A 24,019-nucleotide genomic window follows, 5' to 3' on the forward strand; every position below is an offset into this window, starting at 1 on the left:
CGACCCCGCACCCGACCGCCCGTGCACTCCTGACTGGCCCCTTCACGCCACCCGGCGCTCTCGCGCCCCGCCCCGTGCTCCTGCGCGCCCCCTCACCCAGCGCGCACGCCCTTTCGCTCCGCGCGCACAACTGCCGCACCAGCCCCCAGAGGGCGCTCGCCCACCCGGCTCCGGACCCCTTCCCCACCGTCCGCGAACCCCTGCGCTCATCCTTGCCACCCCTCGCTCATCAGCGCTCCCACCTGCGAAAACGCCCGAAATTTCTGGCACTCGGTGCCCGTTTTCGCGGCACTCCATGCCGACTTTCGGCTTGTCGGCAGATTTTGCCCAGGAATCTTTGATCGATCATCGATCGGGGTTTTACAGTCGGTCCCGGTGTTCCCGATCGGGGCGCCACCGCCCTGTCCTGCCAAAGACCTGGGGCGCACCCCTACCCCCCTTTCGACCGGAAGGCGGCGTCGTGACCGACACCATCCGCATCCCGCGCAGCGCGCTGGACCAGCTCCCCGACCGTGATCCGGAGGAGACCGCCGAATGGCAGGCCTCCCTCGACGCCGTCACCGAGGCGGCGGGCCCACACCGTGCCGCGTACCTGATGCGCCGCACGCTGGAGCGTGCGGAGGGCGCCGGACTCGCGCTGCCGAAGCTGCTCGAGACCGAGTACGTCAACACCATCCCGACCGACGCGGAGCCCGCGATCGACGGTGACGAGGCGCTGGAGCGCCGGATCACCGCCTGGAACCGCTGGAACGCCGCCGCGATGGTCACCCGCGGCTCGAAGTACGGCGTCGGCGGGCACATCGCCACCTTCGCCTCCGCGGCCTGGCTCTACGAGACCGGCTTCAACCACTTCTTCAAGGGCAAGGAAGGCCGGGGCGGCGAGGGCGGTGCCGCCTCCGGCGACCAGCTCTACATCCAGGGCCACGCCTCCCCCGGCATCTACGCCCGCGCCTTCCTGGACGGCCGCCTCACCGAGGCCCACCTGGACAACTTCCGCCGGGAGTCGGGCGGCGAGGGTCTGCCCTCGTACCCGCACCCGCGGCGGCTGCCCTGGCTCTGGGAGTTCCCGACCGTCTCGATGGGCCTCGGCCCGCTGTCGGCGATCTATCAGGCCCGTTTCAACCGCTACCTGACCAGCCGCGGCATCAAGGACGTCTCGGACTCGCACGTCTGGGCCTTCCTCGGCGACGGCGAGATGGACGAGCCCGAGTCGACGGCCGCCCTCGCGCTCGCCGCCCGCGAGGGTCTGGACAACCTGACCTTCGTCATCAACTGCAACCTCCAGCGCCTCGACGGCCCGGTGCGCGCCAACTTCAAGATCGTGCAGGAGCTGGAGGCCCAGTTCCGCGGCGCGGGCTGGAACGTCGTCAAGTCGCTGTGGGGCAGCGCCTGGGACGAGCTGCTGCGCCTGGACACCACCGGCGCCCTGCTCCGCCGTCTGCGCGAGGTACCGGACGCGCAGGTGCAGACGTACCAGACGCGCGACGCCGCCTACATCCGCCAGGACTTCTTCGGCGCCGAGCCCGCGCTCGCCGAGATGGCGAAGCTGCTGAGCGACGACAAGATCCTGGAGTGTTTCCACTTCTCGCGCGGCGGTCACGAGCCCCGCAAGGTGTACGCGGCGTACAAGGCGGCGCTCGCCCACAAGGGCGCGCCGACCGTGATCCTGGCGCAGACCGTCAAGGGCCACACCCTCGGCGAGGGCTTCGCCTCGAAGAACGCCAACCACCAGATGAAGAAGCTGACGGTGGACGAGTTCAAGCGGATGCGTGACGTCCTCGAACTCCCCATCGCCGACAGCGCGTTCGTCGACGGCCAGGTGCCGTACGCGCACCCGGGCACCGACTCCCCCGAGGTCCGCTACCTCCAGGAGCGCCGCGCCGCGCTCGGCGGCCCCGCCCCGGCCCGCCGGGTGCACCCCGTCGCCCCGCTACCCGCCCCCGCGGACAAGGCCTTCGCCGCCTTCGACAAGGGATCCGGCAGCCAGTCGGTGGCGACCACGATGGCCTTCGTACGCCTGGTCAAGGACCTGATCCGGGACAAGGAGACGGGCCGCCGCTGGGTGCCGATCGTCCCGGACGAGGCGCGCACCTTCGGCATGGAGTCGCTGTTCCCCTCGCTCGGCATCTACTCGCCCAAGGGCCAGACGTACGAGCCGGTCGACCGCGACCAGCTGATGTACTACCGCGAGGCGGCCGACGGCCAGATCCTCAACGAGGGCATCACCGAGGCCGGTTCGATGGCCGACTTCATCGCCGCGTCGACCGCGTACTCCACGCACGGCGAGCCGATGATCCCGTTCTACATCTTCTACTCGATGTTCGGCTGGCAGCGGACCGCCGACCAGATGTGGCAGCTCGGCGACCAGCTCGGCCGCGGTTTCCTGATCGGCGCCACGGCCGGTCGCACCACGCTGACCGGTGAGGGACTCCAGCACGCCGACGGCCACTCGCCGGTGATCGCGGCGACCAACCCGGCGGCGCTGACGTACGACCCGGCGTTCGCGTACGAGGTCGCGGCGATCGTGAAGGACGGGCTGCGCCGGATGTACGGCGAGGCCGCGCCGGGCGAGGACCAGGACGTCTTCTATTACCTGACCGTCTACAACGAGCCGATGCCGCAGCCCGCCAAGCCGTCCGGCGTGGACGAGGGCATCGTGCGCGGCCTGTACCGCTTCAATACCGCCGAGTCGGCCGGCCTGACCCTCCCGGCGAACGCCGCGCGCATCCAGCTGCTCGGCTCCGGTACGGCGATCCACTGGGCCCTGAAGGCGCAGCGGATGCTGGCCGAGGAGTGGGGCGTGGCCGCGGACGTGTGGTCGGCGACCTCGTGGAGCGAGCTGCGGCGCGACGCGCTGGAGTGCGACGAGGCGCTGCTGCGCGGCGAGGTACGGGTGCCGTATCTGAAGCAGGCCCTGGAGGGTGCGCGCGGCCCGGTGCTCGCGGTCAGCGACTACATGCGCCAGGTGCCCGACCAGATCGCCCAGTGGGTGGACCAGGACTACAGCTCGCTCGGGGCGGACGGCTTCGGCCTGTCCGACACCCGGGACGCGGCCCGCCGCCACTTCGGGGTGGACGCGGAGTCGATCACGGCGGCGGCGCTCGCCCAGCTGGCCCGCAGCGGCGAGGTACGTGCCACGGCCGTGAAGGAGGCCCGGGAGCGCTACGGACTGTAGGTCCGGGGGCGCCATGGGCCACGGGGGCCGTGCGGACGAGCGGGTTCGCACGGCCCCTGTCCGTATGCCCCCGTCCGTACATCCCTGTCCGTACGCCCCCGTCCGTATGTCCTGTCGGCATGCCCCGGTCACGGCCCGGCCGAGGAGTGCCGGACGGCGGTAGTGCCGGAACGCGGTCGGACGATCAGGCGTGCTGCGGCACCTCGTCCTTCAGGGACTCACGGATCTGCTTCCTCAGATCCAGACTGTCGGCGTGCGAGTGCACGGAGACCGCGTGCTCGGCGGCCGCGCGGACGACCTCTTCCTCTTCACCGGTGATGGTGAGCGTGCAGTTCATCTCGCTGGGGAATTCTCGACAGTCGGCTACTTTGCGCATGATGAACTCCCTCTTTCCTGTTCATCTCTTTACGACTGCTCATGAGCGCCTGTGAGTACCCGGGACCCCTCACGCTCATTTGTTCCATTTCAGGCTATACCCAGCAGTTGATCACTCCGAGGCGAGAGTTCCGAGTGCGCGGCACCCCGCCAGGGACGATGCTGGTGCCGTGATGGAAGAGCAGGAGTTCTGGGAGATCGTGGACAGCACCCGCGAGGACGCCGAGGGCGACCCCGAGGACCAGGCCGACCTGCTCGTCGACCGGCTGCTCGGGCTGGACCCGGAGGCCGTGCTCGACTTCTCCCGTCACTTCGAGTCCCGCTACAACCGCGCCTACCGCTGGGACCTGTGGGGCGCCGCCGCGGTACTCCTCGACGGCGCGGGCGACGACACCTTCGACTTCTTCCGCTGCTGGCTGATCGGCCAGGGCCGGGAGGTCCTGGAGGGCGCGCTGCACGACCCGGACTCCCTCGCCGTCCACCTGGACACCTTCGACGAGGACGTGGACGGCGACGGCGAGGAACTCGGCTACGCCGCCGACGAGGCCTACGAGCAGCTCACCGGCACCGTCGCCCCCGACCTCGGCCTGCCGCCGCCCCCGCCGGAGCCGGAGGGCACCCCTCTCGACATGGAGAACGACGACGCGCTGGCGGCGGCGTACCCGAAGCTGTGGGAGCGGTTCCGGGGCTGAGGGCGGTCGGGGGCCCGGTGGTGCGGCGGTGACCGTCGACATGTCTGTCCGCAGGCTGGCTCTCCGCGGTCTGGCTGCCCTCAGGGCGCGGCTCAGAGCAGGCTGCGCCCCATGAGTACGTCGTCCACGTACTGGCCGTCGAGGAAGACCTCTTCCGGCAGTACGCCCTCGACCACGAAGCCCTCGGAGGCGTACAGCGCACGCGCGGGAGCGTTGTATCCGAGGACGCGCAGCGTGATCCGGCGTGCGCCCCGCTCGCGAGCGAGATCGCACGCGGCGCGCAGCAGGGCGCGGGCCACTCCCGTCCCCCGCGCCCAGTCCGCGACGAGCAGTCCCTGGATCTGCTGGACGTGCGCGTTGCAGGGATGCGAGGACGCGACCAGCCGGATGTACCCGGCGACCCGGCCGCCCGCCCGGCCGCCCGCCCGGCCCTCGCGCTTGCGCCACAACCGGCGCCGCGCCTCGCGCTCCGGCTCCTGCCCGGCCGGCGCGTCGATCTCGGCCACCAACACGTCCTGAACCGGGGTCCGTTCGGTGAAGAACGCGTGGTGCGGGGAGTCGGGGCGGGCCATCACGGAGTGCAGCGGGGACCACAACTCGTAGTCCAGCGCGGCGAGTTGCGCACCGTCGGCGATCCGGGCGGGACGGATGAGGGGCTCGGGCATCCGGTCACTATGCCAGCGGGGGACGGCGCCGGACCAGCGGCTTTCCGCTCCCGCGCAGGCGCCCTGCTCACCCCTCGCCACTCGCTCCTGGCTACTCGCCCGAGTCCTCGGAACCCTCAGAGCCCTCGGAACCCTCTGAGCCCTCTGAGCCCTCTGAGCCCTCTGAGCCCTCTGAGCCCTCGGCGCCAGTGTCTTCCTCGGAGCCTTCGCCGCCCGCGTCCTCCTCGGTGTCGTACCGGTAGAACCGTGTGTGGTCGAGCATGTCGGCCGGGGTGACGTTGTCCCAGGGCCGCATCGGCTCGTTGAGGCTGACCACATCGCGTGTGCGGCGGGTGGGCAGGTAGCCGGAGTCGGGGTGCAGAGCCTGCCACTCGACCCAGAGCTTGTCGATGAAGCAGTGGTGCAGCCAGAAGACCGGGTCGTTCGGCGAGGCGCCGGTGGCCATGTGGCCGTCCACCCAGGTGTGCACCCTGTTGTGCAGGTTGACCCCGCGCCAGCCCTCCATGTGGTTGCGGAATCCCTCGGACCGGCTGTTCCAGGGCGCCTCGTCGTAGACGGGCATCGCGAGTACCCGGTCGACCTCGGCGCGGGTGGGCAGTCGCCGGTTCCGGCCGCCGCCGCCGAGCGAACGGCGCAGGAAGTCCCGCGAGTCCACCCGGACGTTCATCTGCCAGCGGCCGCCGCCGAAGGCGAAGGGGCCGGTCTCGACCTGGCTGTCATCGGACCGCCCGGTGCCGCCCATGAAGTCGTCCGCCCACAGGCTGGAGTCGATGTCGCGGTCTGCCGTCCAGTCCCAGTACGGCAGTTCCACGCTCGGCTCTATCCGCTGCAGTTCCCCCTCGAACTCCAGGAGGAACTGACGGTGCCAGGGCATGAACGACGGGCCGCGGTGGGCGTACCGGGGTCCGCCGTCCCTGTCGCCCATCACGAATTCCTGGTGCGTGTCGATGAAGCAGTGGTGCAGCCAGAAGACCGGGTCGTTCGGCGAGGCGCCGGTGGCCATGTGGCCGTCCACCCAGGTGTGCACCCTGTTGTGCAGGTTGACCCCGCGCCAGCCCTCCATGTGGTTGCGGAATCCCTCGGACCGGCTGTTCCAGGGCGCCTCGTCGTAGACGGGCATCGCGAGTACCCGGTCGACCTCGGCGCGGGTGGGCAGTCGCCGGTTCCGGCCGCCGCCGCCGAGCGAACGGCGCAGGAAGTCCCGCGAGTCCACCCGGACGTTCATCTGCCAGCGGCCGCCGCCGAAGGCGAAGGGGCCGGTCTCGACCTGGCTGTCATCGGACCGCCCGGTGCCGCCCATGAAGTCGTCCGCCCACAGGCTGGAGTCGATGTCGCGGTCTGCCGTCCAGTCCCAGTACGGCAGTTCCACGCTCGGCTCTATCCGCTGCAGTTCCCCCTCGAACTCCAGGAGGAACTGACGGTGCCAGGGCATGAACGACGGGCCGCGGTGGGCGTACCGGGGTCCGCCGTCCCTGTCGCCCATCACGAATTCCTGGTGCGTCCGGACGAACCTGTCGTAGCCCCCCGCTTGCTTGAGCTCCAGCAGGGCCTCGACGAAGTTGCTCTTCTCCGTGGCGGTGAGTGTCGCCTGGTTCTTGCGCATGCGCGTCCTCTTCGTTGTCGCTCGGTGTCGCTCGTTGCGGGCCGGTCAGCCGAGGGGTATGAGCTTGGCTCCGTCGAGCTCGTCGACGGCGGCGCGGGCGACATCCCGCAGGTCGTCGAAGACCTGGTAGTGGTTCAGGACGCTGACCCAGGTCCCGTCCGCGTTCCGCATCACGTGCAGTTCCTTGCCGTCGACCGTGATCCGGACGCCCGGGTCGCCGTGCCCGGCGTGTCCGCCGTGACCGTGGTGTCCCTGCCCCTGGCCGGGGCCGTGGGCCTCACCCGTCCCCACGGTCTTGCGGCCCTCGATGCGGCGGCCCTTGTACATCTCGTCGAACAGGAGGGTCCCGTCCGCGTCCTTGCCGACCGGTTCCGCATCCTCGGGCAGCACGGCCAGGGCCACGGGCGTGAGCGCCGCGGCGCCCACGAGCGCGACGGCGGAGCCGAGCAGGATGCGGCGGCGGGTCCGGTCCGCGGTGCGGTGCTTGGAGGGTTGTCCGGTCATGTCGTCGTGGTCCCTTTCACAGCCGAATATGCCAAGACCATGATCTGGAGGCATACATGAGGATTTGCTGAAGTAGCCGACGTAGGGGACCTCCGGGAACAGGACGCATCTCACGCCGGGAAGCCGGAACCGTGCCACAAGGCCGCCCTGTCCCTCCGTACGGGGACCAACTCCATTTCCTGGTCCAGGAGTTGACCTTCGAGGGAACTCGTCCGGGTCCCACCGGACCAGCCTCGTGGCCACCCCTGGGCCGATGCGAGAGGATGCCCGCCATGCGTATCGCGGTCGCCGGTTCGTCCGGACTCATCGGCAGTGCACTCGTCCGCTCACTGAAGGCCGACGGGCACCAGGTGCTCCGGCTGGTACGGCGGGAACCGAGCGGTGGTGACGAGGTCCGCTGGGATCCGGAACGCCAGCAGGTGGACACGGACGGGCTCCTGGGCTGCGAGGCGGTGGTCAATCTCGCCGGGGCGGGCGTCGGCGACCGTCGCTGGACCGAGGAGTACAAGCGGGTGATCCGCGACAGCCGGGTGCTCGGCACGGCCACCCTCGCCACGGCCGTCGCCGCCCTCGACCCGGCGCCGCGGGTCTTCGTCTGCGGCAGCGCGGTCGGGTACTACGGCGACACCGGCGAGCAAGTCGTCGACGAGGACGCGCCCGCGGGCGAGGGGTTCCTGCCGGGTGTCTGCGTGGAGTGGGAGCAGGCGACGGCTCCGGCGCGGGAGGCGGGCGTACGAACCGTTCTGCCGCGCACCGGACTTGTGGTGGCCCGCGAGGGCGGCGCCTGGCAGCGGCTCTTCCCGCTGTTCCGGGCGGGACTCGGCGGGCGGCTCGGCAACGGGCGGCAGTACTGGAGCTTCATCTCCCTGACCGACGAGATCGCCGCCCTCAGGCATCTCATCGCCACCGAGGAGTTGTCAGGACCGGTGAACCTGACGGCACCGCACCCGGTGACCAACCGCGAGGCGACGGCGACCATGGGCCGGGTGCTGCGGCGGCCGACACCGTTTCCGGTTCCGGCTCCCGCGCTGCGCCTGGTACTCGGCGAGATGGCGGCCGACGTGCTCGGCAGCACCCGGGCCCGGCCCACCCGGCTCACCGCGTCCGGATTCCGCTTCACCCACCCGCAGTTCGAGGACGCGATCCGGGCGGCGCTGAACAAGTCGAGCTGAACAAGTCGACGTGAGGGATACGCCGACGAGCAGGGAGCACCAACAGGGCGCCGACGGGGACCAGTAGGGACCCACAGGAAAAGAAACCGCAAAACCGGTCGGTGCACCCTGCAAACCCCAAGGCGCTCGAAGGGCGCGCACCCTGTGAAAACGCCCCCTTGCACGCCGTACGAGCCCCCTTGTGCCACCGTGCCCCGGTCGGTGCGCGACCCCAAGCGGACGGAGCGGTTCCTACCCTCGTAGGCCAACTCGGGTATTGGGCTGCTCTGTTGGGGGCATGAGGTTCCCACCAGCCACCCGACCTCGGGGAGGGGCACGTGCGGGAGCCTGTGCGTCGTGCGGATGTCGTCGTCGTGGGAGCCGGGATCGCGGGACTGAACGCCGCCCATCGGCTGACCGAGGCGGGGCTGGACGTCCTCGTCCTGGAGGCGGGGCCCACGGTCGGCGGCCGAATGTCCACCGAGGACGTGGACGGCTTCCGGCTCGACCGGATCGGGCAGTTGATGTCCGGCGCGTATCCCGAACTGCATCGCAGCACCACCCTGGCCAAGCTGCCACTGCGCCCCTTCGCCCCGGGTGTCCTGCTGCACAGCGACGGCCGCCACCACCGGGCCGGTGAGGTCGCCGGGCCGCGGCGCACCTGGGGCGCACTCACGGCAGCGCGCGCCCTCGCGCACGCTCCCCGGGTGCCACGGCCACGGACCGGCCACGGCTTCGCCCCCCTCGGCGGACCGATCGACCAGGCACGCCTGGGAGCCGCCCTCGCCCGGCTCGCGAGCACCCCGCCACGTCGGCTGCTCGCCCGTCCGGAGGCCACGGCCGCCGAGGCGCTCGCGGCACGCGGGCTCCCGGCCCGGACCCTGGAGGGCTTCGTACGGCCGCTGCTCGCCGCGCTGCTCTGCGACCCGGAACTGACCAGTTCGAGCCGGGCGGCGGACCTGGCCCTGCACGCCTTCGCCCGCGGCTCCCTCTGTCTGCCCGAGGGCGGCGCCGACGCCCTGCCCCGCCAACTCGCCGCGGCGCTCCCGGCCGGGACGGTGCGGACCTCGGTCCGCGTCACCTCGGTCGCCACCACCTCCGTGACCACCGAGCAACACGGCACCCTGCGCTGCCGCGCCGTCCTGGTCGCCACCGACGCCCGCAGCGCCGCAGCGCTCCTGCCCGGGCTGCGCGTACCCGCGTGCCATCCGGTCACCGTCGTCCACCACACCGCCGACGAGGTCCCGTGCACGGGCTCCGCGCTGGTGCTCGACGCGGACCGGCGCGGGCCCGTGGCGCACACCGCGGTGGTCAGCGAGATCGACCCGAGCCGGGCGCCGCGGGGCCGGGCGCTGATCACCTCCACCGTGCTCGGCACCCCGCCCGCGTCCGTCGACCGGGCGGTGCGCGGTCATCTCGCCGCGCTGTACGGCACGTCCACCACCCGCTGGGACCTGCTCGCCGTGCACCACACCCCGCAGGCCGTCCCGCAGATGAGACCGCCGCACGACCTGCGCCGCTCGGTGCGGCTGCTCGCCGGGCTCTACGTGTGCGGCGACCACCGCGACACCAGCACCGTGCAGGGCGCGCTGTACTCCGGCCGTCGCGCCGCCCGCGCCGTCCTGCGCGACCTCGGCGTACGCAGCGTCCCCGCCGAGGAGCCCGTACCAGCGGTGGCCTGAACCGACCCTCCCGAGCCCGGCCCAACGACCCATCCGGGCCCGGGAGTTCACGCCCTGTCACCTACGCCGCGGCTCAGCCCAGCGCCGCCACCCGGTCCCGGTAACCGCGTACCGGAGCGGCGTCGCGGAAGGGTTCCAGCCTGCGCTCGAACTCGCGGACGTACTCCACCGCCCGTACCGACCGCATCTCGGCCGCGTCCTTGGCCGCCTCGGCACCGAGCGCACAGGCCTGGTCGAGGTCGCCGAGACCGAGGCGGGCCGAGGCGAGGACCACGCGGCAGAACAGACGGCTGCGGGCGTACGCGGGGGCGCGCAGGTCGAGCGAGCGCTCCGCGTGCAGCGCGGCGGTGCGGTACTGCTGGAGGTCGCGGTGGCAGTGCGCGAACTCGTCGGCGAGCTGGGCCTCGTCGAAGAACCGTGCCCAGTACGGGACTTCGTCGCCGGGCTTGGCCGACTGCAGGGCGTGCTCGGCGCGCACCAGACTCGCGGCGCTCAGCCGGCTCTCGCCCAGCACCCCGTGCGCCCGCGCCTCCGCGGCGTGCAACAGGGCCTGCACCAGCGGCGGCACCGAGGCGCCCATGCCCTGCTGCGCGACCCGGGCCAGCTGCACCGCCTCCCGGCCGTGCCCGAGATAGACCGCCTGCCTGCTCATGGTCACCAGGATGTACGCGCCGTAGGCCCGGTCCCCGGCGGCCTGGGCCAGCCGCAGCGACTGTACGAAGTAGCGCTGGGCGAGCCCGTGCGCCGCGATGTCGTAAGAGGTCCAGCCCGCGAGGCGGGTGAGGTCGGCGACGGCGCCGAACAGGCGGCGGCCGGTCTGCTCGCCGTAGTTGCCGCGCAGCATCGGCTCGGCCTCGTGCTCCAGGTACCGCACCAGGGCCTGGCGCGCGTGCCCGCCGCCGTAGGCGTGGTCCAGGGCGCGGAAGAGCTCGCCGACGGAGCGCAGGGCCGCGACGTCGCCGCCGGAGACCCGCTGGCCCGGAGCGCGCTCGGGCTGGCTGCGCGGCCGGGGCACGGTGGCACGGCCCTGGACGGGCACCCGCGGGTGCTGCTCGCCGCGGGCGACCCGGTCGTCGGGGCGCCCGATGAGCCAGTCCCGGCTCGGCACCACCAGACCCGCGGGCGAGAAGGCGATCTTGCGCAGTTCGGCATGGCTGCCGGAGTCCTTGCGCCACAGACCGCCGACGATCTCGACGGCTTCCTCCGGGGTGGCCGCGAACTCCAGCCCGGCGTAGACCGGCGCCCCGGCGTCGAGGCCGAGGTCCTGGGCGGTGAGCCTGCGCCCGAGGCGGCGGGTGAACACCTCGGCGATCAGGGCCGGTGTGGTCCCCCGGGGCTGCTGGCCGCGCAGCCATCTGGTGACCGAGGTCTTGTCGTACCGCAGATCGAGCCCGTGCTCCAGGCCGAGCTGATCGACGCGGCGGGCGAGCCCCGCGTTGGAGAATCCGGCCTCTGCGATGAGTGCGGCGAGCCTGCGGTTCTGCGGTCGCTGCGGGGGTCGTTCGGTCATCAGCTGTGCGGTCTCCTGCCGTCCGGGCCGGGGGGTGGTCACGGGGGTTCTGCCTGCCCGGCGAGATCCCGGGAGATCCGTACGGGCCCTGTGGGAGCACGCCCGGGATCGGTCCCGGGCAGCCCGGGACCGAGGTCACGGGAGTCCCCCACGGCTCGTCCGGCCCCAGGGCCTCGCGAACGGCGCGAATGTAACGCTCCGCAATCTCCGCCCCGCCGGTTTCGGCCCGTCTTCATCCCTTCGGGTGAGGAATGCCCCGAGTTCTGACGCGTGTGTGCGAGTCGTACAGTGGCTGGGGCCGCTCACCGTTACGGGCGGGCCAGGTCTCAGGGAAGAGGGCACGGCCGTGAACGCACTGCGATTCGTCCGGATGGGCTTCGGCGCCGAGGCGGTCGGGTACGCCGAGGCGCTGACCGAACAGCGCCGGGTGCACGCCGCCCGGGTCGCGGACGAGATCCCGGACACCTGCCTGCTCCTGGAGCACCCTGCCGTCTACACCGCGGGCAGGCTCACCAAGGACGACGAGCGGCCCGTCGACGGCACCCCCGTGATCGACGTCGACCGCGGCGGCAAGATCACCTGGCACGGCCCCGGCCAGCTCGTCGGCTATCCGATCACCAGGCTGCCGAACCCGCGGGACGTGGTCGGTCACGTACGCCGCCTGGAGGAGGCCCTGATCCGTACCTGCACGGAGCTCGGCCTTCGGACCAGCCGGGTGGAGGGCCGCAGCGGGGTGTGGGTCCTCGGCGAGGACCGGCCGGCGCCCGCGCTCGGCGGCCTGACCCTGGACTTCGCGCCGCCGCCGCGCACCCGCGCCACCTCCGAGTACAACCCGCGGCTCAGCGGCCCCGAGTACGCGCCGTCCAACGCGGGCCAACGCGGCGAGGACCGCAAGGTGGCCGCGATCGGCATCCGGGTCTCGCGGGGGGTCACCTCGCACGGCTTCGCGCTGAACGTGAACCCGGACAACACCTCCTTCGACCGGATCGTGCCCTGCGGCATCCGGGACGCGGGCGTCACCTCGCTCGCGTACGAGCTGGGCCGCGACGTCACGATCGCCGAGGTCCTGCCGCTGGTGGAGAAGCACCTGGCCGAGGTGCTCGCCGAGGCCGCCGCGGACCCGGCCGGGGCGGTGGCGTCCTGAGCGGGCCCAGGGGCAGGAATGAACCCGGCCCGAGCGAGGTTGGCCGGAGGAGAGGGCCGCGGATTCACGGGCGTACCCTTGGGGTGCACCGAGGATTCCAAGCCTCGAAGTCGTAGTAGCCAAGAAGTCGTAGTAGCCGAGAAGTAGCCGAGAAACCGTGCACCGGCCTGGAAGCCGGCGAAGCTATCAGGGAGCCGCTGTGTCCGCAGTCTCACCCGACGGACGCAAGATGCTGCGCCTGGAGGTCCGCAACAGCCAGACCCCCATCGAGCGCAAGCCCGAGTGGATCAAGACCCGGGCGAAGATGGGCCCCGAGTACCGGAAGATGCAGGCGCTCGTGAAGGGCGAGGGCCTGCACACGGTCTGCCAGGAAGCCGGTTGCCCCAACATCTACGAGTGCTGGGAGGACCGCGAGGCGACCTTCCTCATCGGCGGCGACCAGTGCACCCGTCGCTGCGACTTCTGCCAGATCGACACCGGCAAGCCCGAGGCGCTCGACCGTGACGAACCGCGCCGGGTCGGCGAGTCGGTGGTCACGATGGACCTCAACTACGCCACCATCACCGGCGTCGCCCGCGACGACCTGGAGGACGGCGGCGCCTGGCTGTACGCGGAGACCGTGCGCCAGATCCACGCCCAGACCGCCGAGCGCGCGGAGGGCCGGACCAAGGTCGAGCTCCTCGCCCCGGACTTCAACGCGGTGCCCGAGCAGCTCGCCGAGGTCTTCTCCTCGCGCCCCGAGGTCTTCGCGCACAACGTCGAGACGGTGCCCCGGATCTTCAAGCGCATCCGCCCCGGCTTCCGCTACGACCGCTCCCTCGACGTGATCACCAAGGCCCGCGAGTACGGCCTGGTCACCAAGTCGAACCTGATCCTCGGCATGGGCGAGGAGCGCGCCGAGATCAGCGAGGCCCTGCGCCAGCTGCACGAGGCGGGCTGCGAACTGATCACCATCACCCAGTACCTGCGCCCCTCCGTGCGCCACCACCCCGTCGAGCGCTGGGTCAAGCCCGCCGAGTTCGTGGAGCTCAAGGAGGAGGCCGAGCAGATCGGCTTCTCCGGCGTCATGTCGGGCCCGCTGGTCCGCTCCTCGTACCGCGCGGGCCGCCTGTACCGGATGGCCATGGACCAGCGCGACGGTACGGCCACCGCGACGGACGACTCGTACTCCGCGCGCCAGGCGGTCTGAGAGCTTCCGAGCGTCGTAGGGCCTTTCGTTTGGATCTGGTTGGTGTGGCTAACAGCACTCCATGTCCAACCCGAGCGGGGTCTGGTGCGTGCAGCTGCAAGGCGGAGGATTGAACCATGGCGGAGCCATGGTGATTGACGACAACGCCGCTGGGGGCACCTCCCGGCCGAAGGCTGGGGGAGTGCGTGCCAGACCCCGTGACCCCCAACAAGATCCAAACGAGAGGCCCTAGTTCCGAGAACCGAAGTGCCGTGCCCGGTGGGCCCGTTGGGGCCGCCGGGCACGCGCATGTCCGGGTCCTCTACGCCCCCACGGCTCTGTGAATCCGAGCACAAGTAGTTACCCATCGGTAATGGCGGAACCCGAACGGCCGCCCGCGTCTGCGCAGATCGGAAGCCCGGGGCCACCCGCCGCGTCACGGGAAGGGGCTAACCGCCCGGATTTCAGGCTTCATTGGCGTTTGACCGCCGGGTCACGCACTGGTAACAACGAGCAGTGACGCTGGTTCCCTACCGCGTACACCCTCCGTCACCACCGCGCTGGCACACCACAAGTGGTCCACCGCCGCGTCGGCACCCACGAGTCACCCACCGCCACCCCCGAGGGGATCCCACCGCCATGCAGGCCGCGCCAGTCCGAGCCCAAGCCCTTCCGACCGTCGCCGGAGCCCTTCGCGCCGTCGAATCGCTCCTGATGCGGGGCGGCCAGCGCACCGCACGCCGCAACGCCTGGACCTCCGTACTGGAGGACCGCCGCCGCGCCAAGGACCGGGTCGAGGCCCAGCGCGCACTCGACGCCGCGGTGGAGGCCCGCACCTCCTGAGGGCCCCGACCCTCATCCGCTGAGCCCCGGACCCCTACTTCCCGAGGCTCCGGTCCCTCCCGCGTGTCGAACAGGGTCACCCGGACACGTAGACTCCGCAGTATGGCGAGGAAGGATCCCGCAGCGGACGCTGCGAACACGGGGCGACTCAAGCAGATCGCCCTCACGTACAAGATGACCAGGCGGGCCGACTCCAAAATCGGCCTGATCCTCGGGGCCGTCGGACTCGGCACCTTGGGTGTCTTCCTCGCGATCGGTTTCCTGATCGACCATCCCATCTTCCTGGGCATCGCGGGTCTGCTGGTCTCCCTCCTGGTGACGGCCGTGGTCTTCGGCCGCCGCGCGGAGCAGGCGGCCTTCGGTCAGATGGAGGGCAAGCCCGGCGCGGCCGCCGCTGTCCTGGACAACGTCGGACGCGGCTGGACCACCACCCCCGCCGTCGCGATGAACCGCAACCAGGACGTCGTGCACCGCGCGGTCGGCAAGGCGGGCATCGTCCTGGTCGCCGAGGGCAACCCGAACCGTCTCAAGAGCCTGCTCTCCGCCGAGAAGAAGAAGATGGCGCGCATCGTGGCGGACGTTCCGGTCCACGACATCGTGGTCGGCGAGGGCGAGGGCCAGGTCCCGCTCAAGAAGGTCCGTACGACGATGCTCAAGCTCCCGCGCACCCTCAGCGGCCCGCAGGTGACCGCGACCAACGACCGGTTGCGTGCGCTCGGGGACTTGATGAGCAATATGCCTTTGCCAAAGGGGCCCATGCCGAAAGGCATGCGCATGCCTCGTGGCGGCGGGAAGATGCGCTGAGCATCACCTGAGCCCAGCGACCGAGAAGCGCGAAGGGCGGCCCGGAACTTTCCAGTTCCGGGCCGCCCTTCGCGTACGTACTCGATGACTTGCCTTGCGGGCGCCCGAAGGCCGGGGAACAGCCGGAGCTGCGGAGGCGCGGAACCGCCGGACTACATCCGCACGCGGACCTGGAGCCCGACTCCGAACTACACCCGGAAGCCGCCCTGCCTCCGGAAGCCGACCCGCATATCGGACGCCGAACTACATCCGGACCTGGATCGCGTTGGCCAGCCGGTCGTGGAGGCCGCGGGAGTCGCGGTCCCAGATGAGGGCGGGGACGGCGAGGCAGAGCAGCGCAGTGCGCAGCGCCGCCCGGCCGAGGCCGAGGCTCTCGCCGTGGATGGAGATGACCCGGAGCCGGAAGAGCCGCTTGCCCGGAGTGAAGCCGACCGTACCGACGGTCAGCGTGCCGAGCAGGAAGAGGATGCCGATGGCCCACCTTCCGGTGACCTGCATATCACCTTGCGCGAGCAGACCGTATGCGATCAGGACGCAGAGGCCCCAGTCGACGAAGACGGCGCCGAAGCGCCTGCCGAGCGGTGCGATCGAGCCCGGGCCCTCCTGCGGAAGGCCGAGCTGCTGACCGCGGTAACCGAAGTCGGCATCCGTGCCCTCGGCCGCCTCGCCGGGGCCGGACGGCCTGGATCCCATTGCTTGCCTCTTGTCCACCCGTCAACGGTACTGCCCCCTCTCCGGTACCGGCACCGACGGGTTGGTCGCTGACCTGAACACCCTCCCCGGAGGCCTTCGACGCGACGGACGGTTCTTCCTTTTTGTCGCGCTTGGGACTCTCGGGCCGGTTAACGTGGACGAAACAAATGGGTCATGCTCGAGAAATCCCGCCTCCCTAAGGTCGGGTCCAGCGTGTGCCACCGCACTGGCCGCACCACCGAGCTACAACGCCCGCCCCGAGGACCGGGAGCGGGATAGGAGGAGCTGGATGTTCCAGAACGCCGACGAGGCCAAGAAGTTCATCGCGGACGAGGACGTCAAGTTCGTCGACGTCCGCTTCTGTGACCTGCCGGGTGTGATGCAGCACTTCACGGTGCCCGCCGAGGCGTTCGACCCGACCGAGGAGCTGGCGTTCGACGGGTCGTCGATCCGCGGCTTCCAGGCCATCCACGAGTCGGACATGGCGCTGCGCGCGGACCTGACGACCGCCCGGGTCGACCCCTTCCGCCGCGACAAGCACCTGAACATCAACTTCTTCATCCACGACCCGATCACGGGCGAGCAGTACAGCCGCGACCCGCGCAACATCGCCAAGAAGGCCGAGGCCTACCTCGCCTCCACCGGCATCGCGGACACCGCGTACTTCGGCCCCGAGGCCGAGTTCTACGTCTTCGACAGCGTCCGCTTCGACACCAAGTCGAACGAGAGCTTCTACCACATCGACTCCGAGGCCGGCGCCTGGAACACCGGCTCCGTCGAGGACAACCGTGGTTACAAGGTCCGCTACAAGGGCGGCTACTTCCCGGCTCCCCCGGTCGACCACTTCGCCGACCTGCGCGCCGAGATCTCCCTGGAGCTGGACAAGGCGGGCCTGCAGGTCGAGCGCCAGCACCACGAGGTCGGCACCGCGGGCCAGGCGGAGATCAACTACAAGTTCAACACCCTGCTCGCCGCCGCCGACGACCTGATGCTCTTCAAGTACATCGTGAAGAACGTCGCCTGGCGCAACGGCAAGACCGCCACCTTCATGCCGAAGCCGATCTTCGGCGACAACGGCTCGGGCATGCACGTCCACCAGTCGCTGTGGAGCGGCGGCCAGCCCCTCTTCTACGACGAGCAGGGCTACGCCGGCCTCTCGGACACCGCCCGCTACTACATCGGCGGCATCCTCAAGCACGCCCCGTCGCTGCTCGCGTTCACCAACCCGACGGTGAACTCGTACCACCGCCTGGTCCCGGGCTTCGAGGCGCCGGTCAACCTGGTCTACTCGCAGCGCAACCGCTCCGCGGCCATGCGTATCCCGATCACGGGCTCGAACCCGAAGGCCAAGCGCGTCGAGTTCCGCGCCCCGGACCCGTCCTCCAACCCGTACCTGGCGTTCTCCGCGCTGCTGCTCGCGGGCCTGGACGGCGTGAAGAACAAGATCGAGCCGGCCGAGCCGATCGACAAGGACCTCTACGAGCTCGCCCCCGAGGAGCACGCGGGCGTCGCCCAGGTCCCCACCTCCCTCCCGGCGGTCCTCGACGCCCTCGAGGCGGACAACGAGTACCTCCAGGCCGGTGGCGTCTTCACCTCGGACCTGATCGAAACCTGGATCGACTACAAGCGCACCAACGAGATCGCCCCGATCCAGCTGCGGCCGCACCCGCACGAGTTCGAGCTTTACTACGACATCTAAAGAGCGATGAAGGCCGCCAACCCACGCGTGGGGTTGGCGGCCTTCGTGTTTCATGGCCACCCTTCCGCGCCGTCCGGCAGGAAGGATCGTCCGATTACGATGGCGCCCGGGGCCGGGCCGAACGGTACGACCAGGCAGAAAAGGGCGGCAGTTGATGGTGGGTGACCAGGCGCAGGGCCGCTCCCGGCGACCCGGGGGGCGTGCGGCCGTGGTGGTCGCCGCCGTGCGAGGGGCGACCGATGAGCTGCTCGAGGAAGTCGGCTACGAGGGGCTGACGCTTCCGGAGGTGGCGGCCCGCGCCGGGGTGAACAAGACGACCGTGTACCGGCGTTGGCCGACCAAGGTCGAGCTCATCACCGATCTGTTCCTGATCCGCACCGCGGAGCAGGATCCCGGCCGCGACACCGGCAGCCTGGTCGGCGACCTCGTTGCCACGCTCGAGGACATCGTGGGCCATGTACGCAGTCCCGCGACACGGGCGGTGCTGAGTGTGGCCATCGGCGGCGCCTTGGACGAGCCCACCCGCGCCGCCCGTGAGGCGTTCTGGGACGAGCGGTTCCGTCGCGGTGCCGCGATCGTCGAGCGGGCCGTCGGGCGCGGGGAACTGCCGCCCGATGCGGACGCCCGCCTGCTTCTGGAGGACGCGAGCAGCCCCGTGTACTTCCGTCTGTTGGTCACCGGCCAGGCGCTCACCGACTCGGACATCGAGTTGTTCGCCCGCCGGGCTGCGGAGCGGGCCGGGGGAACCGGCGCAGCTCACGAATGACGGCCGCCCTGACCGGGATCTCGTGGCCGTCGTTGCGGATGTAGCGGCGGGTGCGAGCGATGTGCCGACCCACCCGGATCAGCCGCAACTTTCAATAGCAACTCTAGTTGCTATTACCCTTGACTGCCGCGTCGATCACCGCCACAGTTAAGGCAACTCAAGTTGCCCTTGTGGAGGTGTGCGGGGTGCTGAACCGAAGAAGGTTCCTGGCGATCACGGCTCTCGCGACGGCCGTCGGCGCGGCCCCTCTGGCCCTGTCCTCGGCGAACGCGACGAGCCTTCCGCTCGAGCTGACGGCGTACATCGACGGTCGCGCGGTCGACCGGACGACGGTTCTCGAATGGGAGGCACGGCGGCTTCAGGTGGTTGCCGCGCGGATCGGCGACGAGGTGCCCTCGCTCCTGGCCGAGCTCGCGGTCATCGTCGGACCTGACCCGAGCGCCGAGAACGTGGAGCAGGACCGGCAGCTCCTCGCCGACGTCAAGCTGCGTATGGGCGAAAGCAGGATCCGCGAGCTCCTGGCACCCGACATCGCGATCACGGACCCGATGAGCGCCGCCGCCGCGGCCCTCGGCGACTGGGACGTCAGCACGATCGAGATCTCCAGCTCGCTCGGCACCGCCCAGGGTTTCGTGGACTGGTTCAACGCCCGCATCGCACGGAACGACGTACGCGCCATGCTCGTCGCCTGCCCCGACCACTACGTCCTCAACAGCCCCCGGGCAGGGGTCCAGGAAGTGATCGAGGTGACCGGCGGCGCCGTACTGGGGTCACGCTTCTTCGTCGACTACTCCGACCGCACCGGAGTCCCGATCGAAACGGACCCCGCCTTCCCGGTCCGCACCGCCGGGTGGGCCCGCAACAGCGACGGCACCAAGATCGGCGCGGTCCGTCACCAGTTCCGCGACACTCCCGGAGGCGGGTTCCGGGCAAAGCCCGCCGTCGCCTTCCCGGCCGCACTTCCGCCGGGGATGATCAGTGCGCACGAGTGGCACCTGGCGTGCGAGTTCTCCAACTGGATGACCGCCTACGTCGACTCCCTCCATGCCTGAACGGGCCAGTGCCGTCGCGGGTTCAGCGCCCGCCCGCCTGCGCGTTGTCCTTGTGCGCCCCCCAGCCGTGCCACCTCTCGACCTTGATCCAGGCGTTGACCCGGGCGCGGTCGCGGCGGGCGTAGGGCTGGCCGAGGTAGTGCTCGGACATCCGGTCGATGACGCGGAGGCCCTCGTCGTTGCGGAGGCGGTTGACGGTGCCGATGAAGCTGATGTGCGTGTACCAGGACTTGGCGTCCAGGACGGTGAGGCTGACGCGGGGGTCGTTGCGCACGTGACTCAGGCGTCGGCGCCCTTCGTCCATGTTGACCAGCAGTCGGTCGTCGTCCCACAGGTACCAGGTGGCCGTGGACACCGGCTGGCCGTCCGAACGGAGGGTGGTGATGACGGCCGGGTTGGGCTTGCGCAGGGTGGCGATGACGTCGGCGGGCAGCGGGGGCTCGGACATGGGAGGTCTCCGTGTGTGGTGTGGTGTGGTGTGGCGTGGTGTGGTCGGCCGTTGCCTAGCGATGTATGGAGAGGGTTTCCACGTCCGAGGGGCCGGTGAAACCGGTGAGCCCACCTCTGGGACCGGGCACGCCGCTCACGGCATCCGAGCAGCTCAGTAGACTCGCCGCCATGGGTGCGAGCACGAACGGCGGACGTGCGCCCGACGGGCGGGCGACTCGGTGGGCCGGGCAGCGGGAGCGGCGGCGGGCCGAGTTCGTGGATGCCGCCATCGAGGCCGTCGCACTGCACGGTCCCGAGGTGTCGACCGAGCAGATCGCCGAGCAGGCGGGAGTGGCACGCACCCGGCTGTACAAGCACTTCAGCGATGCCGCGGATCTGAACCGGGCGCTGGTCGAGCGCGTGACCGAGATGATCGCGGCGGAGCTGGAGCCGGTGCTGTACTCGGGCAGTACGCCACGGGACGGCGTCGAGGCGGCGGTGCGTACGCATCTGCAGTGGCTCACCCGGCACAGCAATCTCTACCGCTATCTGCTGCGCCAGACCGCCGACTCCCCCTCCGGTGCCGGTCAGGCGGTGCACGACGTCAAGAGCGCCATGGCCACCATGCTCGCCGGGCTCTTCCGCGACTACACCGCCGCGTTCGAGCTGGACATGCCCGCACAGTGGGTGGACGTGCTCGCCTTTGGCATCGTCGGCCTCATCGAGGCGGCGACCAGCCGTTGGATGGCCGACCCCTCCCAGATCACCGAGGACGAACTCGCCCAGCGCCTCTCCCGCTGGGTCTGGCTCACCCTGGACGATGCACTCCGCGCCGAGGGCATCGAGCTCGACCCGGACGTTTGGCTGCCGCTGCCGCCGCCGAGCGATTCCGCCTCGGCGCCTACGGCTCAGGCTCCGACTCCGGCGGCCGCGGCCCCTCCGGCGACCTCGGACTGAGAACGCGGGCGAGCACGCCCGGGCGCCAACTCCCGTCCCCCGCAAGCTATTTCACCTACGGCGCCACGAGGCCACCGCCCCTTCCTGTGCAGTCATTTCGCCGCCTGCTCACAACGCCACCCCCCGCCCCTCGCCCACAGCCACACCCGTACGCGCACCCGTACGCACAGCCGCACCCGGCGACACCCTTCGCCACGCCTCCAGCCACCCTCCCCATTTATGGGGTACACAACGTACCCTCTTTCTGTGTACGCTCGACGAGCCCGCTGGAACCGTCCGCCGTGGACGTCCCATCGACGCCCCGCCGACGAGAGGAAGCAACGTCATGGCCGAGCTGGATCTGATCGTCACGGGCGGACTGTGGTTCGACGGCACCGGGAGTGCGCCGCTGCGGCGTGAACTCGGCGTGCGGGACGGGGTGTTGGTCGAGATCTCCACCGAGGCGCTGCCCGTGGGGCCGGACACCACCGTGCTCGACGCCCGGGGGAAGTGGGTCACCCCGGGCTTCCTCGACATCCATACGCACTACGACGCCGAGGTCCTCGCCCTGCCGGGGCTGACCGAGTCCGTACGGCACGGCGTGACCACCGTCGTGCTCGGGAACTGCTCACTGTCGACCGTGACGGCCTCCGACGACGAGTGCGCGGACATCTTCAGCCGGGTGGAGGCGGTGCCGCGCGAGTCGGTGATGTCGATCCTGAACGAGCACCGCGACTGGGCCACGCCCGCCGAGTACGCACGGCACCTCGACGGGCTGCCGCTCGGCCCGAACACCGCGGCTTTCCTCGGGCACTCCGACATCCGGGTGCACACGCTGGGACTCGGCCGTTCCGTGACCCGGGCGACCAAGCCGACGGGGGCCGAACTCCGGCGTATGACCGGGCTGTTGGAGGACGCGCTCGACGAGGGGTTCCTCGGTCTGTCGTCCATGACGAACACGCTCGACAAGATCGACGGCGAGGCCTACCGGTCCCGTTCACTGCCCTCGACGTACGCCCGCTCCCGCGAGTTCAAGGCGCTCAACGAGGTACTGCGCTCCCGGGGACGCATCCTGCAGAGCGCGCCCAACATCAGCCTGACACCGAACATCGCCAAGTTCTTCGCGGCGAGTTCGGGGCTCTTCGGGCGCCGCCCGCTGCGTACCTCGCTGCTTTCGGCCGCCGACTCGAAGGCGTATCCCTTCCTCGTCCACTTCATGCTGTACGCGGCGCCGCTCCTGAACCGGTTCGCCGGCACCGACTTCAAGTGGCAGCATCTGCCGGTCCCGTTCAAGGTGTACGCGGACGGCATCGACCTGGTCGTCTTCGAGGAGTTCGGCGCCGGTGCCGCGGCCCTGCATCTGCGGGACGAGGTGGAGCGCGACGAACTGCTCCAACAGGAGTCGTTCCGGCGGCAGTTCCGCAAGGAGTACGACAACAAGCTGACCCCGCGGATCTGGCACCGCAACCTGCACGACGCCCACATCGTCGCCTGCCCGGAGGCGAACACGGTCGGCAAGACCTTCGGACAGGTCGCCGACGAGCGCGGGCTGCACCCCATCGACGCCTTCCTGGACCTGGTCGTGCTGCACGGTCGCAAGGTGCGCTGGCACACCACCGTGGCCAACGACCGGCCGCGCTACGCGGACAAGCTGGCCGCCAACCCCGGCGTCCAGATGGGCTTCGGCGACGCGGGCGCCCACCTGCGCAACATGGCCTTCTACAACTACCACCTGCGGCTTCTCAAGAGGGTCCACGAGGCACGCGGTACGGACAAGCCGTTCCTCAGCCCGCAGCGGGCCGTGCACCGGCTGACCGGCGAGCTCGGCGAGTGGTACGGCCTGGACGCGGGCTTCCTGCGCCGCGGCGACCGCGCCGACCTCGCGATCATCGACCCCGAGCGCCTCGATGCCTCGGTGGACGAGCTGCACGAGAACGCCGTCCCCGCGTACGGCGGTCTGCGCCGCCTGGTGAACCGTAACGACGCCACCGTCACCGCCACCGTCATCAACGGCCAAGTCGCCTGGCGTGACGGCGAGTTCACCGAGGGCTTCGGGACACAGTGGGGCAGCGGGCAGTTCCTCAGGGTGGGCACGCGGGGGCGGACCGGCAGCGCGGTCGACGGCGCCCGTGGGTCCCGCGGCGCGGCGACGGCTCGTACGAAGGACACGAAGAGCACGAAGAGCACGAGCGGTACGCACACTGGGGTCGCCTCGGCGGCGTGAGCTGATCAGGGAGGGGCGGCCCACCGTGGCAGTACGGCAGGGCCGCCCCGCCCTGATCTGCGCCCGGGCCCGTCCGGTGTCAGGCTGGAGGGGTGACCGACTGGTACACACGGACCATCGTGGACCCGGGCAAACAGCCGCTGCTGATCATGCTCGTGGCGTTCATCGTGGCCTTTCTGTTCATCCGGCTCAGTGTCCGCATGATCCGGGCCGAGGTGTCGTGGTGGCCCGGGAACATCGAGGGCGAGGGCTTTCATCTGCACCACGTCGTCTTCGGCATCGTGTTCATGGTCGTGGCGGGGTTCGGACTGGTCTCCCCCTTCGGCTCGGAGAGACCCTGGACAGAGATCCTCGCCGGGCTGTTCGGGGTGGGCACCGCGCTGGTGCTCGACGAGTTCGCGCTCGTACTGCATCTGGAGGACGTGTACTGGACGGGCGAGGGCCGCTTGTCGGTGGACGCCGTCGTACTCGGTGCCGCCCTGGCCGGGCTGCTGCTCATCGGCGCGGCGCCCTTCGGCGTGAACGAGGACACCGCGCGCGGGTCGCCGGTGGTCGGCTGGGACGCGCTGTCGACCATCCTCGTCAACGGTGCGCTGGCGGTGATCGCCCTGACCAAGGGCAAGGTGTTCACCGGCCTGATCGGGCTGCTGCTTCCGGTCTTCGCACTCGTGGGCGCGATACGGCTGGCCCGGCCCGGCTCGCCGTGGGCCCGGCGCAGATATCCCGAGGGCAGCAAGAAGGCGCTACGGGCCGAGCGGCGTGAGACGCGCGAGGACTGGATGCGCCGGATGCGGGTGGCCGCGTACAACGCGATCGCGGGGAAGCCCTCGGCGCAGTGACTCCGGCGTGGGCCTGCCCGCCCTGGCTGCTCCTGGCCCCTGGCTGCTCCTGACTGCTCGCAAAC

20 protein-coding genes and 1 pseudogene are annotated in these 24,019 nt (G+C 70.6%); 14 read left to right on the plus strand and 7 right to left on the minus strand.

Going from position 1 to position 24,019, the window contains the following annotated elements; all coding sequences use genetic code 11:
- The first annotated feature begins 460 nt into the window (after positions 1–460).
- Positions 461–3,175, plus strand: coding sequence for a pyruvate dehydrogenase (acetyl-transferring), homodimeric type (gene aceE / locus HUT18_RS06380; RefSeq protein ID WP_176098595.1), 2,715 nt, complete (start codon positions 461–463; stop codon positions 3,173–3,175).
- Between the two features lie 184 nt (positions 3,176–3,359).
- On the opposite strand, the gene HUT18_RS06385 is transcribed toward aceE, so the two are convergent.
- Complete coding sequence (locus HUT18_RS06385; protein ID WP_176098596.1) at positions 3,360–3,551, minus strand: DUF1059 domain-containing protein; 192 nt, start codon at positions 3,549–3,551, stop codon at positions 3,360–3,362.
- A gap of 172 nt (positions 3,552–3,723) precedes the next feature.
- Between HUT18_RS06385 and HUT18_RS06390 the strand changes: the two genes are divergently transcribed.
- Positions 3,724–4,242: a DUF4240 domain-containing protein gene (locus tag HUT18_RS06390; RefSeq protein WP_176104322.1), complete on the plus strand. Its 519-nt coding sequence runs from the start codon at positions 3,724–3,726 to the stop codon at positions 4,240–4,242.
- A gap of 92 nt (positions 4,243–4,334) precedes the next feature.
- Here the strand turns inward: HUT18_RS06390 and HUT18_RS06395 are convergent, their stop codons facing one another.
- The 3 genes and pseudogenes from HUT18_RS06395 to HUT18_RS06405 form a co-directional block, all read right to left on the minus strand.
- Complete coding sequence (locus HUT18_RS06395) at positions 4,335–4,907, minus strand: GNAT family N-acetyltransferase (RefSeq protein ID WP_176098598.1); 573 nt, start codon at positions 4,905–4,907, stop codon at positions 4,335–4,337.
- Between the two features lie 226 nt (positions 4,908–5,133).
- Positions 5,134–6,510, minus strand: a pseudogene (locus tag HUT18_RS34140) (tyrosinase family protein); the annotation flags it as partial.
- A gap of 45 nt (positions 6,511–6,555) precedes the next feature.
- The gene (locus HUT18_RS06405; protein WP_176098600.1) at positions 6,556–7,014 is read right to left on the minus strand and encodes a tyrosinase family oxidase copper chaperone; all 459 of its coding nucleotides are present in this window, start codon (positions 7,012–7,014) and stop codon (positions 6,556–6,558) included.
- A 263-nt stretch (positions 7,015–7,277) separates the two neighbouring features.
- Here HUT18_RS06405 and HUT18_RS06410 point away from each other — a divergent pair, with 263 nt between their 5' ends.
- Positions 7,278–8,186, plus strand: a complete 909-nt coding sequence (locus HUT18_RS06410; protein WP_176098602.1) for a TIGR01777 family oxidoreductase — start codon at positions 7,278–7,280, stop codon at positions 8,184–8,186.
- 317 nt (positions 8,187–8,503) lie between these two features.
- On the plus strand, positions 8,504–9,847 hold the full coding sequence (locus HUT18_RS06415; RefSeq protein ID WP_176098604.1) for an NAD(P)/FAD-dependent oxidoreductase: 1,344 nt from the start codon (positions 8,504–8,506) through the stop codon (positions 9,845–9,847).
- 73 nt (positions 9,848–9,920) lie between these two features.
- Here the strand turns inward: HUT18_RS06415 and HUT18_RS06420 are convergent, their stop codons facing one another.
- Positions 9,921–11,357, minus strand: coding sequence for a regulator (locus HUT18_RS06420; protein WP_176098606.1), 1,437 nt, complete (start codon positions 11,355–11,357; stop codon positions 9,921–9,923).
- Between the two features lie 346 nt (positions 11,358–11,703).
- Between HUT18_RS06420 and lipB the strand changes: the two genes are divergently transcribed.
- The 4 genes from lipB (at position 11,704) to HUT18_RS06440 (ending at position 15,316) form a co-directional block, all read left to right on the plus strand.
- Positions 11,704–12,501 carry a lipoyl(octanoyl) transferase LipB gene (gene lipB / locus HUT18_RS06425; protein WP_176098608.1) on the plus strand — a complete coding sequence of 266 codons (798 nt, stop codon included), beginning with the start codon at positions 11,704–11,706 and terminating at the stop codon, positions 12,499–12,501.
- Positions 12,502–12,700: 199 nt separating this feature from the next.
- Positions 12,701–13,690, plus strand: coding sequence for a lipoyl synthase (gene lipA / locus HUT18_RS06430; protein WP_176098609.1), 990 nt, complete (start codon positions 12,701–12,703; stop codon positions 13,688–13,690).
- A 618-nt stretch (positions 13,691–14,308) separates the two neighbouring features.
- Positions 14,309–14,512 (plus strand): hypothetical protein, encoded by a 204-nt coding sequence (locus HUT18_RS06435; protein WP_176098611.1) that lies wholly within the window; start codon positions 14,309–14,311, stop codon positions 14,510–14,512.
- Between the two features lie 102 nt (positions 14,513–14,614).
- A complete protein-coding gene (locus HUT18_RS06440; protein WP_176098613.1) occupies positions 14,615–15,316 on the plus strand; it encodes a DUF4191 domain-containing protein in 702 nt (233 codons plus the stop codon).
- 243 nt (positions 15,317–15,559) lie between these two features.
- Here HUT18_RS06440 and HUT18_RS06445 read toward each other — a convergent pair whose 3' ends face one another.
- The gene (locus HUT18_RS06445) at positions 15,560–16,027 is read right to left on the minus strand and encodes an RDD family protein (protein WP_176098614.1); all 468 of its coding nucleotides are present in this window, start codon (positions 16,025–16,027) and stop codon (positions 15,560–15,562) included.
- A gap of 271 nt (positions 16,028–16,298) precedes the next feature.
- On the opposite strand from HUT18_RS06445, the gene glnA reads away from it, so the two are divergent.
- The 3 genes from glnA to HUT18_RS06460 all read left to right on the plus strand — a co-directional run bounded on the left by glnA (position 16,299) and on the right by HUT18_RS06460 (position 19,526).
- On the plus strand, positions 16,299–17,708 hold the full coding sequence (gene glnA, locus HUT18_RS06450) for a type I glutamate--ammonia ligase (RefSeq protein WP_176098615.1): 1,410 nt from the start codon (positions 16,299–16,301) through the stop codon (positions 17,706–17,708).
- 154 nt (positions 17,709–17,862) lie between these two features.
- Positions 17,863–18,474: a TetR/AcrR family transcriptional regulator gene (locus HUT18_RS06455; protein ID WP_176098616.1), complete on the plus strand. Its 612-nt coding sequence runs from the start codon at positions 17,863–17,865 to the stop codon at positions 18,472–18,474.
- Between the two features lie 185 nt (positions 18,475–18,659).
- Positions 18,660–19,526, plus strand: coding sequence for a hypothetical protein (locus HUT18_RS06460; protein ID WP_176098617.1), 867 nt, complete (start codon positions 18,660–18,662; stop codon positions 19,524–19,526).
- A gap of 22 nt (positions 19,527–19,548) precedes the next feature.
- On the opposite strand, the gene HUT18_RS06465 is transcribed toward HUT18_RS06460, so the two are convergent.
- Positions 19,549–19,974 carry a PPOX class F420-dependent oxidoreductase gene (locus tag HUT18_RS06465; RefSeq protein ID WP_176098618.1) on the minus strand — a complete coding sequence of 142 codons (426 nt, stop codon included), beginning with the start codon at positions 19,972–19,974 and terminating at the stop codon, positions 19,549–19,551.
- Positions 19,975–20,144: 170 nt separating this feature from the next.
- On the opposite strand from HUT18_RS06465, the gene HUT18_RS06470 reads away from it, so the two are divergent.
- The 3 genes from HUT18_RS06470 (at position 20,145) to HUT18_RS06480 (ending at position 23,954) form a co-directional block, all read left to right on the plus strand.
- The gene (locus tag HUT18_RS06470) at positions 20,145–20,912 is read left to right on the plus strand and encodes a TetR/AcrR family transcriptional regulator (RefSeq protein WP_176098619.1); all 768 of its coding nucleotides are present in this window, start codon (positions 20,145–20,147) and stop codon (positions 20,910–20,912) included.
- Between the two features lie 325 nt (positions 20,913–21,237).
- Positions 21,238–23,115, plus strand: coding sequence for an amidohydrolase family protein (locus HUT18_RS06475; RefSeq protein ID WP_176098620.1), 1,878 nt, complete (start codon positions 21,238–21,240; stop codon positions 23,113–23,115).
- Positions 23,116–23,207: 92 nt separating this feature from the next.
- Entirely contained in the window at positions 23,208–23,954 is a 747-nt protein-coding gene (locus HUT18_RS06480; RefSeq protein ID WP_176098622.1) for a hypothetical protein, read from the plus strand.
- Positions 23,955–24,019 lie beyond the last annotated feature (65 nt).

It is taken from the genome of Streptomyces sp. NA04227 (genome assembly GCF_013364195.1).
Taxonomy (GTDB): Bacteria; Actinomycetota; Actinomycetes; order Streptomycetales; family Streptomycetaceae; genus Streptomyces.